At 71.7% G+C, this 12,640-nt stretch carries 10 protein-coding genes; 4 read left to right on the top strand and 6 right to left on the bottom strand.

Annotation, left to right across the window (positions count from 1 at the left end; genetic code table 11):
• Positions 1 to 45 precede the first annotated feature (45 nt).
• From ACWC1K_RS21825 to ACWC1K_RS21800, 6 genes are all read right to left on the bottom strand, one after another.
• Positions 46 to 1,554, bottom strand: coding sequence for a cytochrome P450 (locus ACWC1K_RS21825; protein WP_450833483.1), 1,509 nt, complete (start codon positions 1,552 to 1,554; stop codon positions 46 to 48).
• 174 nt (positions 1,555 to 1,728) lie between these two features.
• Positions 1,729 to 2,349: a GTP-binding protein gene (locus ACWC1K_RS21820; RefSeq protein WP_450833481.1), complete on the bottom strand. Its 621-nt coding sequence runs from the start codon at positions 2,347 to 2,349 to the stop codon at positions 1,729 to 1,731.
• Complete coding sequence (locus tag ACWC1K_RS21815; RefSeq protein WP_450697286.1) at positions 2,330 to 2,743, bottom strand: DUF742 domain-containing protein; 414 nt, start codon at positions 2,741 to 2,743, stop codon at positions 2,330 to 2,332. The genes ACWC1K_RS21820 and ACWC1K_RS21815 overlap by 20 nt, the downstream gene beginning before the upstream one ends.
• Positions 2,740 to 3,147, bottom strand: coding sequence for a roadblock/LC7 domain-containing protein (locus ACWC1K_RS21810; RefSeq protein ID WP_016434374.1), 408 nt, complete (start codon positions 3,145 to 3,147; stop codon positions 2,740 to 2,742). Before ACWC1K_RS21810 ends, ACWC1K_RS21815 begins: the two co-directional genes overlap by 4 nt.
• The gene (locus tag ACWC1K_RS21805; RefSeq protein ID WP_450833480.1) at positions 3,144 to 4,733 is read right to left on the bottom strand and encodes a sensor histidine kinase; all 1,590 of its coding nucleotides are present in this window, start codon (positions 4,731 to 4,733) and stop codon (positions 3,144 to 3,146) included. The genes ACWC1K_RS21810 and ACWC1K_RS21805 overlap by 4 nt, the downstream gene beginning before the upstream one ends.
• Positions 4,734 to 5,049: 316 nt before the next feature.
• Entirely contained in the window at positions 5,050 to 5,685 is a 636-nt protein-coding gene (locus tag ACWC1K_RS21800; RefSeq protein WP_450833479.1) for a TetR/AcrR family transcriptional regulator, read from the bottom strand.
• A gap of 204 nt (positions 5,686 to 5,889) precedes the next feature.
• Between ACWC1K_RS21800 and ACWC1K_RS21795 the strand changes: the two genes are divergently transcribed.
• Genes ACWC1K_RS21795 through atzF form a run of 4 tightly spaced genes read left to right on the top strand, consistent with a single transcriptional unit; the run spans position 5,890 to position 12,492 of the window.
• Positions 5,890 to 6,714, top strand: a complete 825-nt coding sequence (locus ACWC1K_RS21795) for an urea amidolyase associated protein UAAP1 (protein WP_450833478.1) — start codon at positions 5,890 to 5,892, stop codon at positions 6,712 to 6,714.
• On the top strand, positions 6,711 to 7,313 hold the full coding sequence (locus tag ACWC1K_RS21790; protein ID WP_450833477.1) for an urea amidolyase associated protein UAAP2: 603 nt from the start codon (positions 6,711 to 6,713) through the stop codon (positions 7,311 to 7,313). The genes ACWC1K_RS21795 and ACWC1K_RS21790 overlap by 4 nt, the downstream gene beginning before the upstream one ends.
• Positions 7,310 to 10,822: a 5-oxoprolinase/urea amidolyase family protein gene (locus ACWC1K_RS21785; RefSeq protein ID WP_450833475.1), complete on the top strand. Its 3,513-nt coding sequence runs from the start codon at positions 7,310 to 7,312 to the stop codon at positions 10,820 to 10,822. The genes ACWC1K_RS21790 and ACWC1K_RS21785 overlap by 4 nt, the downstream gene beginning before the upstream one ends.
• Complete coding sequence (atzF, locus tag ACWC1K_RS21780; RefSeq protein ID WP_450833522.1) at positions 10,819 to 12,492, top strand: allophanate hydrolase; 1,674 nt, start codon at positions 10,819 to 10,821, stop codon at positions 12,490 to 12,492. The genes ACWC1K_RS21785 and atzF overlap by 4 nt, the downstream gene beginning before the upstream one ends.
• The last annotated feature ends 148 nt before the right edge of the window (positions 12,493 to 12,640 follow it).

Here is a 12,640-nt window from a genome sequence, read left to right as displayed (position 1 = left end):
CCCGCTCCGACTGCCGGGGCGGGCGCCCGGAGTTCACCGGTCCGGTCAGTAACCTCGCCACCAGCGCCGGAAGCGGCGCCAGGCGCCCTTCGGGCGGGCCGGTTCCTCAGCTGCCGGCGCCGCCTGGGGCGTTGGGACCGGCTGGGGCTCCGGAGCAGCGGCGGCCGGCCGGGGCTCCGGGACAGCGGCGGCCGGCTGTGCCTGCCTGGTGCCGATCTCCCAGTCCGTCCGCTGCGAGGGGACGGGGGTGTGGCCGGGCAGCGCCTTCACGTCCTGCTGGGGCTTCGGCTCGAAGTGGACCGGCAGCTCCACCAGGTGCCGGTTGGAGATGGACGCCCGCCAGCGCAACTCGCTCTCCTCGCAGGCCAGCTGGACGTCGGGGAGGCGGCTGAGCAGCGCGTCGACGCCGACGTCGGCGATGGCGCGGCCGATGTCCTGGCCGGGGCATTCGTGGGGTCCGCCGCTGAAGGCGAGGTGGGATCGGTTGCCCATCATGTGGGCCGTCGGGTCGGGACGTACCCGCGGGTCGACGTTGCCCGGAGCGATGCCCAGGAGAAGGCCGTCGCCCTTGCGGATGCGCTGACCGCCCAGCTCGGTGTCCTGCTTGGCGAAGTAGCCCAGGATGGTGCTGAACGGCGGCTCGTCCCACAGGGACTGCTCCACCGCCTGAGGGACGGTCATCTGGCCGCCGTTGAGCTGTGCACGGAACCCGGGGTCGGTGAGCACCACGCGCAGTACGTTGGCGAGCAGGTTGGCGGTGGATTCGAAGGCGACGATCAGGACGACGCGCAGATGCTGGCCGACCTCCTCGTCGGTGAGCCCCGCAGGGTGGTTGATCAGGTGGCTGGTGAAGTCGTCCTCGGGTGCGGCACGGCGGCGGGCGGTCAGCCTCGTCAGCGTGTCCATGATGTAGGCGTTGCTGGCGATGGCGGTCTCGGTGCCCTTGAGCATGTCGCGGGCGGCCTGCACGATCCGGTCGTTGTACTCCTCGGGCATGCCGAGGATCTCGCACATCACCGCCATCGGCAGATGCTCGGCGAACTGACTGACCAGGTCGGCCCTGCCCTCCTCGCAGAACTTGTTGACGAGGTGCTGGGTCGCGCGGTTGATGTGGCGGCGGATGCCGCGGTGGTCGATGGTCGACATGGCTCCGGTGACCGCGCCGCGCAGCCGCAGGTGCTCGTCGCCCTCGGCGAAACAGCAGATGGGCTGCCAGGCGATGTGCGGCATGAGCGGGTGATCCGGCTTGATCGTGCCGTCGTGCAGAGCCGTCCACAACCGGTTGTCGCGGCTGTACAGGGAGGGGCTGCTCACCATGTGCAGGTTCTCGCTGTGCCCGAGCACCACCCACATCGGCACGTCGTCGTGCAGCAGCGCGGGGGCCACGGCGCCGTGCTCGGCGCGGAGCTTCTCGTACACGGCGCCGAGGTCCTCCGCCTCGGGGCCGTACAGCCGTCGCGCCCCGCCGGGGCCGATGCCGTGCGCGGGGCAGCCGGGGGGCGGGCCGGCCATGGACTGGTCCGTACCGATCGGGGAGAAGGATTCAGGCGTCACGATGATCGCTCCGAAGCTGAAGTGGATCCGGTGTGAAGGAGGTGAGGGGATCCCCCGGGCCGGGCGGGACGAAGCCGCGAACATGGGGGGAGGTCGTGCGGGGAGGCAGGGGAGGGGCCGTACGACTCGGGGACGGGACGGGGTGAGGACGGCCCTGCTCGACCGGTGCGTGGCTCACGTGGACGCCTTCGCCCTGGCCAGCGCGTGCAGGAAGCGCAGCAGCGTCATCAGGACGTCCCGGCTGGAGGCCCGGCGGCGTGCGTCGCAGTCGATGATCGGGATCTCCTCCGCCAGATCGAGCGCGGCGCGCAACTCGGCGATGGGGTAACGGGGCGCGTCAGGAAAGGAGTTGACGGCGACCACGAAGGGCACGCCGCGCTCCTCCAGGCGCCCTATGACGTCGAAGCTGACCTCGAGCCGACGGGTGTCGATCAGTACGACCGCACCCAGCGCGCCCTCGAACAGCCCGTTCCACAGGAACCAGAAGCGTTCCTGGCCGGGGGTGCCGAAGAGGTAGAGCACCAGCTGGTCGGTGATGCTGATGCGGCCGAAGTCCATGGCCACGGTGGTGGCTGTCTTGGACTCGGAGCCGTAGTTGTCGTCGACCCCGACGCCGGCCTGCGTCATGGTCTCCTCGGTGGTCAGCGGTCTGATCTCGCTGACCGATCCGACCATCGTCGTCTTGCCGACTCCGAAGCCGCCCACGATCACGATCTTCACCGCGGCTTGGGCCGTGTGCGGCAGATGATCCGCTGTCCGTGGTCCGGGGATGGTGTCAGAGCCTTTGAAGTCCATGCATCACCGCTTCGAGAAGGGAACGGTCGGGGAGCGCCTGCCGGACGATCGGGGCGCGCGCCTGCACCAGTTCTGCCGTCAGCATCTCGGTCAGCAGCACGGTCACCACGCTGAACGGCAGACTCAGATAGGCCGAGAGCTCGGCCACCGAGAGGGGGGCCGTGCACAGCCGGAGCATCGCTGTCTGCTCCGGGGTGGCGGAAGGCGGCGGGTCGGCGCGCGCCACGATTAACGTGACCAGGTCGATGTCGGCGCGTTCCCCGTCCGGTCCGGCGACGACGTAGAGCCGCTCCGGGGCCTTCGTTTCACCCTCTTGGCCTTCCTTGGAGGGTGTCGGGGGAGGTTCTGCGGTTTCCTGACTGGGATATCGCCGTCGGCGTTGCGGAGGAGTCATACGGTCTGCCCGTTGCGCCGGGGCGGGCTGGTGAGATGGGCCCCGATGCGGACGACGAGATCGCGCATGCGGTTGCTCATCAGACCGGGTTCGGCGACCACGTCGGAGAGCACCGCGAGGTAGGCGTTGGCTCCCGCCGCCATCAGATAGAAGTAGCCGCCGTTGATCTCGATGATGACCAGCTTCATCCGGCCGTCGCTGCCCGGGATCTCGTGGGCGACGGCGCCCGCCAGGCTCTGCAGTCCCGCGCAGGCCGCGGCGACGCGGTCGGCGGCGTCCGGATCGCCCCCGTAGCGAGCGATGCGCAGGCCGTCGGCGGAGAGCACCACGATCATCTCGATGCCCGGTACTCCGTCGGCGAGATCCTTGAGCATCCAGTCGAAGTTGGCTCGCTGCTGGATCACTTGTGGTCCCTCTCGTCGTCGGCCCCGAGGGCCGGCTCGTTGGTCGGCTGGGTGAATGCGGTCGGGTCCGGGTCGCCCTTGAGGCCCTCCCAGAACGCCTCGACCCACAGCCCGGGTTCGGTTTCCTTGGTCTCCGGCTCGGGCTCGGGCACGGGCGTCGCCCAGGCGGGCCTGGCCGCCCTCGCCTCCCGCTCGGCCTCCTCGGCGGCGGCCTGTTCGGCGAGCCGCTGGCTGAGCGGGATCTTGACCCGGCTGCGGCGCTGCGGCAGGCCGCCCGCGGTCCACTCGGTGACCTCGGGGATCTCGTCCTCCATGGACACGCCGGCCGGGATGCGCGGACTGGTGGGACGCCGCCGCTTCGGTGCGCGCTTGGGACCTTCGAGCGCACCGAGTTCCAGCTTGGGAGACGCTGTGGCGCCGATGCCGTGGGCGAGGCCGGGCGCCTCGTCGCCGGTCACCATCACGCGCGGGATGACGAGGACGGCGCGGACACCGCCGTACGCGGAGGCACGCAGCGAGATCTGCATGTCGAACGCCTTGCACAGGCGGCCCACGACGGCCAGGCCCAGTCGCGGGGCGTCGCCGAGTTCCTGGAGGTCGACGCCGGCCTGGGCGCGCTCCAGCATGGTCTCGGCCTTGGCGCGGGCCTCCTCGCTGAGGCTGACGCCGGCGTCCTCGATCTCGATGGCGATGCCGGTCTGCACCTCGCTCGCGATGACGTGGACCTTGGTCTGCGGCGGGGAGTAGCGCGTGGCGTTGTCGAGGAGTTCGGCGCAGGCGTGGATGACCGGCTCGACGGAGATGCCGCGGATGTTGACCTTGGCGATGTTGTCGAGCGAGATGCGCCGGTACTCCAGGATCCGGGACATGGCGCCGCGCAGCACGCTGTACAAGGGCACCGGCTGCGGCCACTGGCGTCCGGGGCGGCCGCCGCCGAGCACCGCGATGGAGTCGGCGAGTCGGCCGATCAGCGCGGTGCCGTGGTCGATGCGCAGCAGGTCGTCGAAGACCTCGGGGTTGCGGCCGTGGTCCTCCTCCATCTCACGGAGTTCCTTGGCCTGTTGGTGCACGATCGCCTGGACGCGGCGGGCGATGTTGACGAAGGAGCGCTGTGAGGAGTCCCGCAGGGCTTCCTCGGTGTCGATGATGTCGAGCATCCGCCTCACCAACGCCACCTGGGCCTTGGGCAGGTCGCGGTAGGCGGGGTCGATGTCGCCGAGGAGAAGGACCACCTCTCTGGGCGAATGCCCGCCGCGCAGGTACTCGATGGCGGTGGGGACGATCTCGTGCGAGAGGCGGTGGACCTCCTGCTCGTGTCCGGCGATCCGCCGTTCCATGTACGCACGGTGACGGGCGCTCTCCTCGCGCAGGGCCCGCAGGGCACGGCCGCGGCGTACGGCTTCGGCCGTCGTCGCGACCACGAGGAGTGTGGCGACGGCGCCGCACCACAGGACAGCCGCGCGGGCCGGCACGGTCACCAGGGCGACGGCCGCTCCGGTCGCTGCGGCCATCAGTATCGCGGGCAGCAACAGCACGCGCGCGTAAGGAAGTTCACGGCGCCCGGGAGGGGATTGAACACTCACCATGTAGGCCCTCTGAAAAAGATCGGCTGGGTGTCTGGGGAGCTTGCAAGTGGGGTACGCATGGGACTGCGCTGGATCTTCGGTATTTTTGGGAACAAGCGCACGAATATGCCTCAACTCGGTGCGCTGCGGGCGAGCTTAGTCCGACCGGATCATCGCCGTGTCATATTCAGCAAGCACCTGAAATGGGACCGGACCAAGGGGTAACCTCGGCTCCATTTGCACACTCGGCGGCCATTCGAACACACCCCGTCACGACGCATGCATGTACGAAAAATACTCACCGTGACGGGTGAAGATCAGATTCCGCCGTGGACGGTCAGACGCCGGCGATCCGTAGCGCCGCGTCCGCCGTGGCCTCGGCGAACACCGACACCGGGCGCTCGGGGTCGGAGCGGTGCACGAGGATCACGCCCTCGATCAGACCGAACAACAGGTCCGTACGCAGGTCGAGCTCGTTCTTGGCGAGCGCGCTCCCGGCGGCCGTACCGGCGAGCAACTGCCGGTAGGCGTCCTTGAGTTCGGCGCGTACCGCATGGAAGCCGGCGAACCGCTCGGCGCGCACCTCGGGCAGCAGGTAGAGACCGCCGAGGTTGTGCGGGCCGCCGCACAGCAGCTCCACGTCCGTCCGGCACAGCTCCCACAGCCGGTCCTCGGGCGGGGTCGCGTCGTCGGCGAGGAGCTGTCGGGCGTAGGTCAGCGAGGGAGTGACCGTGGACTCCAGCAGCTGGGCGAGGAGTTCCTCCTTGCCGGAGACGTAGTGGTACATGGAGGCCTGCCGCATACCCGCGCGCTCGGCGACCGCGCGGGTGGTGGTGGCCGCGTACCCGCGGGTGGTGAACAACTCGGCGGCGGCCGCGAGCAGTTCGTCGCGTGGCTCCAGCCCGCTGTCCGGCCGTTGCGCGGCCCGCGGCCTGCCGACCCGACGCCCGCCTCCTCCACCCGCCGTTCCCATGCGTTCGATCCTCGCACACGACCTGGCAGGGCGATCTCCCACGGGCCCACCGGAGAGCCTGGGTGCGCTGCCGGTCGCCCTCGTGAGGGCTCGGTAACCCGGCGGCAACGTGCGGGCAATGCCCGCGACCCGTCCGGCTCCTAATTTCTGTCGGGCGACAGAAACAATCCCGGAAGAGACCACACCGGAGCCGGAGGTCCCGCGATGGCGACAGCGACCACATATGGGGCGCGCGACCACGCACGCGCCCAGGAGGGCACACACGCCGAGGCCATGCCCGTCGTACCGGCGGCCGCATGGCCCGACCCGCCTCGCGCGGCGGGCCATCTGGTCTGGGCCGAGACGGTGGCGGGCGGCAACTACACCCACCGGGTGCTGGCCCGCGGCACGGAGCTGCGCCTGACCGACCTGAACGGGGACGCCTGCGTCCATCTGCTGCTGTTCGTGGCCGACCGGCCCTGGGAGCGGCTGAACGTCGCCGACACGGTCAAGGTCCAGTGGAACGCCTACCTCGGCGAGGGCCGGCTCCTCCTGTCCGACCAGGGGCGCGTGCTCGCGAGTGTCGTCGCCGACACCTCCGGGCGGCATGACGCGCTGTGCGGCACCTCCAGCCTCGTACGCAACACGCAGCGGTACGGCGACGGCACCCCGCAGTCCGCATCCCCCGCGGGCCGGGAGCTGTTCAAGCTGGCGGCCGCGAAGAACGGCCTGGAGCCGCGCGACCTGCCGCCGTCGCTGTCGTTCTTCCAGGGCGTGGAGGTGCGTGAGGACGGAGCCCTGGACTTCACCGGGTCCACCGGCCCCGGCGGCAGCGTGACGCTCCGCGCCGAACAGGACGTCACCGTACTGATCGCCAACGTGCCGCACCCGGCCGACCCGCGCCCCGACTACGTCAGCACCCCGCTGGAAGTCCTCGCCTGGCGCGCCGCGCCGACCCCGCCGGGCGACCCGCTGTGGGAGGCCACGCCAGAGGGCCGCCGCGCCTTCCTCAACACCGCCGAATTCCTTGCCGCGAGGGGGCTCGCATGAGCACGAAGACCGTGGTTCCCGCCCGCGCCGCCTGGTCATCCGTGATCCGCACGGGCCAGACGCTGACCATCACCGACCTGCACGGCAACCAGGCCGTCGACTTCCTCGTCTACGACGCCCACGACACCTCGGTCCGCTACAGCGCCCCCGACACCATCCACGCCCAGGGGAACATCTTCCTGACCACCGGCAGCGTGCTGATGTCCAACGAGCACACCCCGCTGATGACGCTGACCGCCGACGACGTGGGCCGCCACGACACGGTCGGCGGCGCCTGCTCCAAGGAGTCGAACACCCTCCGCTACGGCCACCACACCTGGTCCCAGCACGCGTGCGTGGACAACTTCCTCGCGGAGGGCGCCACACACGGCCTCGGCAAGCGCGACCTCGTCTCCAACATCAACTGGTACATGAACGTGCCCGTCGAGAAGGACGGCACGCTCGGCATCGTCGACGGCCTCTCGGCGCCCGGCCTGAAGCTGACCCTGCGCGCCGAGCGCGACGTCCTCGTCCTGGTCTCCAACTGCCCCCAGATCAACAACCCGTGCAACGGCTTCGAGCCGACGGCGGTGGAGATGACGATCGGGGACGCCGGATGAGTTTCGACACGCTGCTGGTCGCCAACCGGGGCGAGATCGCGGTCCGGATCATCCGCACCGCGCGCGAACTCGGCCTGCGCACGATCGCCGTGTACTCCGATGCGGACCGCTCCGCCCCCCACGTCCGGCTCGCCGACGAGGCGGTACGGCTCGGTCCGGCGCCCGCGAAGGAGTCGTATCTCGACGCCGATCTGGTGCTGAAGGCGGCCAAGGACACCGGCGCGGGTGCGATCCACCCCGGCTACGGCTTCCTGTCCGAGGACGCGGCCTTCGCGCGCCGCTGCGAGGACGCCGGGATCGTGTTCGTCGGCCCGACGCCCGAGCAGCTGGAGCTGTTCGGCGCCAAGCACACCGCGCGGGCGGCGGCCGAGGCGGCCGGGGTGCCGCTGGCACCGGGGACGGGCTTGCTGGCCTCCGTGGACGAGGCCCTCACGCAGGCGGCCGTGATCGGCTACCCGGTCATGCTCAAGGCGACGGGCGGTGGCGGCGGTATCGGTATGTCGGCATGTCGCTGCGCCGATGAACTGACCGATGCCTGGGAGCGGGTGCAGCGCGTCGCCGCCGCCTCCTTCTCCTCCGCGGGTGTCTTCCTGGAGCGGCTCGTCGAGCACGCCCGCCATGTCGAGGTGCAGGTCTTCGGCGACGGCGAGGGCCGGGTCGTCACCTTCGGCGACCGCGACTGCTCCCTCCAGCGCCGCAACCAGAAGGTACTGGAAGAGGCCCCCGCCCCCGGCCTCCCGGAGCGCGTGCGCGAACAACTCGCGGCAAGCGCACGCGACTTGTGCGCGTCGGTCGGCTACCGCTCCGCCGGCACCGTCGAGTTCGTCTACGACGCCGCCCGCGAGGAGGCGTACTTCCTCGAGGTCAACACCCGCCTCCAGGTGGAACATCCGGTCACGGAAGGGATCTACGGCGTCGACCTCGTCGCCTGGATGCTGCGCCTGGCCCGCGGCGAGTCCGATGTCGTACGCGAACCGGGCGCACCCCGCGGCCACGCCGTGGAGGCCCGCCTCTACGCCGAGGACCCCTCGCGCGAACACCGGCCCAGCGCGGGCCTGTTGACCAGGGTGGAGTTCCCGCCGGGCGTCCGCGTCGACGGCTGGGTGGAGACCGGCACCGAGGTGACGACGTCGTACGACCCGATGCTCGCCAAGGTCATCGCCTACGGCCCGGACCGCGCCCATGCGCTCCAGCGACTGGACGAGGCGCTGGCCCGCACCCGCGTCGACGGCATCGAGACCAATCTGGGCCTGGTGCGCGCGGCGCTGGACCACCCCGACTTCAGGGCCGCCGGTCACTCCACGGCGACGCTGGCCTCCGTGACCGACCCGACACCGCGCATCGAGGTCGTCTCCGGCGGCACCCTCACCACCGTGCAGGACTGGCCGGGCCGCACCGGCTACTGGCAGGTCGGTGTGCCGCCGTGCGGTCCGATGGACGACCTGTCCTTCCGGCTCGGCAACCGGGCGCTCGGCAACCAGGAGGGCGCCCCGGGTCTCGAATGCACCCTCCAGGGGCCGTCGTTGAGGTTCACGCACCCGACGACGGTGTGCGTGACGGGCGCCCCGGCCGAGGTCACGGTCGACGGCACGCCCGTCGCGCAGTGGGAACCGGTGACGGTGTCCGCGGGGGCCGTGCTGGAAATCGGTGCGCCCACCCAGCACGGCCTGCGCACCTACGTGCTCTTCGCCGGCGGCCTGGACGTACCGGCCTTCCTCGGCAGCGCGAGCACCTTCACCCTGGGCCGGTTCGGCGGGCACGGCGGCCGGACGCTGCGCACGGGCGACGTGCTGCACGGCGGCACGGTCGCCCAGGGCGCACCGGTGCCTCGTGCGGACCGCCCCTCCTTCACCGCCGTATGGCACCTGGAGGCGGTCGAAGGCCCGCATGCGGCGCCGGAGTTCTTCACCGAGGACGACATCCGCGACTTCTACGCCGCCGACTGGAAGGTGCACTTCAACTCGGCCCGCACGGGCGTACGACTGGTCGGCCCCAAGCCGCGCTGGGCGCGCACCGACGGCGGCGAGGCGGGCCTGCACCCGTCCAACATCCACGACACCCCGTACTCCGTCGGCGCCGTCGACTACACCGGCGACATGCCGGTGCTGCTCGGCCCGGACGGCCCCTCGCTCGGCGGGTTCGTCTGCCCGGCGACGGTCCTCAGCGGCGAGCGGTGGAAGCTGGGCCAGCTGCGCCCGGGCGACACGGTCCGCTTCGCGCCGGTGACCGTCGACGGCTCGCCCCGCACGGACATCGTCGACGGCGGCGTACTGGCCCGCGACGGCGACATCACCTACCGCCGCAGCGGCGACGACAACCTGCTGGTCGAATTCGGGCCCATGCAGCTCGACCTGGCGCTGCGCATGCGCGTCCACGCGCTGATGGAGGCGGTGGCGGAGGAGGGCCCCGAAGGCATCACGGATCTCACACCGGGCATCCGCTCCCTGCAGATCCAGACGGATCCGGTCCGCCTGCCGCTCCACCGGCTCCTGGCCGTGGTACGGGAGATCACGGCGACACTGCCGCCCACGGACGAACTCGTCGTCCCCTCGCGCACCGTCCATCTCCCCCTCTCCTGGGACGACCCGGCGACCCGCGAGGCGATCGCCCGCTACATGGCGGGCGTCCGCGACGACGCCCCCTGGTGCCCGTGGAACATCGAGTTCATCCGCCGGGTCAACGGCCTGGACTCGGTGAACGACGTGTACGACACGGTCTTCGAAGCGGAATACCTCGTCCTGGGCCTGGGAGACGTGTACCTGGGCGCCCCCGTGGCGACCCCGCTCGACCCCCGCCACCGCCTGGTGACCACGAAGTACAACCCGGCGCGCACCTGGACCGCCGAGAACTCGGTCGGCATCGGCGGGGCCTACCTGTGCATCTACGGCATGGAGGGGCCGGGCGGCTACCAGTTCGTGGGCCGTACGACGCAGGTGTGGTCGGGGTGGCAGCAGCGCGGCGCGTTCGAGCCGGGTTCGCCCTGGCTGCTGCGCTTCTTCGACCGCATCCGGTGGTACCCGGTGGACGCGGACGAACTCCTCGGCCTGCGCGCCGACCTCACCTCCGGCCGCTTCGTGCCGCGCATCGAGGAGGGCACCTTCTCGCTCGCCGAGTACCGGGCCTTCCTGGACGAGAACGCCGCGTCGATCGGTGCGTTCCGGGCCCGGCAGCAGAGGGCCTTCGCCGCGGAGCGGGACGCGTGGGAGGCCGCCGGGGAGTTCACCCGGGCCGAGGCGGCGGCCGCACCGGCCACTCCCCCGGCCGAGGTGTCCGTCCCGGCGGGCGGCCGTCTGGTGGAGGCCGAATTCGCCGCGTCCGTATGGCAGTTGAACGTCGAGCCGGGTGACGAGGTGAGCGCCGGGCAGCCTCTGCTCGCCCTGGAGGCGATGAAGATGGAGTCCAGGGTGCACGCGCCGATGGACGGCGTGGTGGCGGAGATCCTGACCCGACCGGGCGACCAGGTGGAGGCGGGGACGGCCCTGCTCGTCCTGGCCCCGGCGGCGCACTGAACCACACCGAGGAGCAAGAGATGTCCGCTGTGCACCGTGTCCGTGCCGCCTACGCCCGCATCGAGGCGGTGGACCGCCCCGAGATCTGGATCGACCTGCGCCCGCAGGCGGAGGTGGAGGCAGAGGCCCACGCGATCGACGTCCGCGTGGCGGCAGGCGACCGACTCCCGCTCGCCGGACGCCTGTTCGCGGCGAAGGGCAACATCGACGTGGCCGGGCTGCCCACCACCGCGGGCTGCCCGGCGTACGCCTACCAGCCGGAGGCGGACGCGCCGGTCGTCGCCCGACTGCGCGCGGCGGGCGCGATCGTGCTGGGCACGACCAACCTGGACCAGTTCGCGACGGGCCTGGTGGGCACGCGCTCGCCGCACGGCGCCGTCCGCAACGCGCACGATCCCGCCCGTATCAGCGGCGGCTCCAGCTCCGGCTCGGCCGTCGCCGTGGCCCTGGGCATCGTCGACCTCGCGCTGGGCACGGACACCGCGGGCTCGGGCCGGGTCCCGGCCGCGTTCAACGGCATCGTCGGCCTGAAACCGACCCGCGGTCTGGTCCCGACGGCGGGAGTGGTCCCGGCCTGTGCCTCCATCGACTGTGTGACGGTGTTCGCCCGCACCCTCGCGGAGGCCGAGCAGGCGCTGTCCTTCATGACCTGCCCGCCGGACCGCGAGCTCCCGCCGCTCCCCCAGCGCGCCCCCGGCCCATGGCGCGTCGCCGTCCCGCCGCGGGAGCAACTCGGCGAGCTGGACGAGGGCTGGGCGGAGGCGTACGAGGCGGCGGTACGGCAGCTCGAAGCCGCCGGGGCCGACCTCCGCACCCTCGATCTGACCCCGTTCACCGAGGCCGCGGCGATGCTCTACGAGGGCGCCTTCGTCGCCGAGCGCTACACAGCCGTGGGCGCCTTTGTCGACAAGGCGATCGCGGACGGTGTCGAGGGCCTGGACCCCACGGTCGCCGGCATCATCACCCGCGCCCGCGACATCCCGGCCCACCGGCTCTACGCCGACACCGACCGTCTGGCCGCGCTGCGCGCCCGCGCGCTCGCGCAACTGGCCGATGCGGACGCCCTGCTGCTGCCCACCACCCCCGGCCATCCGACCCTCGCCGAGGTGGCCGCCGACCCGCTGGGCGCCAACGCCCGCCTGGGCCGCTTCACCAACTCCACCAACCTCTTCGACCTGGCGGCGGCCGCCGTCCCCGCGGGCGAGGTGGACGGCCTGCCGTTCGGTGTGATGCTGATCGGCCCGGCGTTCACGGACGACCGACTGGCGCGGATCGCCGCGCTGCTCCAGCCGGAGGCCCAGGTGGCGGTGGTGGGCGCGCACCTGACCGGCCAGCCGCTGAACCCCCAGCTCCTGGCGCTGGGTGCCCGCCTGGACCGTACGACGACCACGGCGCCGGCCTACCGCCTGCACGCCCTGCGCACGACACCCCCGAAGCCGGGCCTCGTCCACGTCGGCGAGGGCGGCAGGGCGATCGAGGCGGAGGTCTGGACCCTCCCCGCGGAGGGCCTGGGCCGTCTGCTGACGGCTCTCCCCCGCCCGATGACCCTGGGCAGCGTAGAACTGGCGGACGGCACCCAGGTCCCCGGCTTCCTGTGCGAGCCGTCCGCCCTCACGGACGCCGAGGACATCACGTCGTACGGCAGCTGGCGGTCATATCTCGCCCGCTAGACGCAGCCGGCGCACCCACGGGCCCGCATGCCGCGTACGGCGGGAAGGGGACGTGGCGGGGTGTCCGCCCGCAGCGGCGGGCGTCCACCACCGACCACAGCCCCCCAGGCAGCACCGCCCGACCGAGGACGGACACCCCGGCGCGGCC

The organism is Streptomyces sp. NPDC001492, assembly GCF_053597275.1.
The sequence above is the reverse complement of the archived record's forward strand: the minus strand, read 5'-3'. Positions and strand labels throughout refer to the sequence as shown.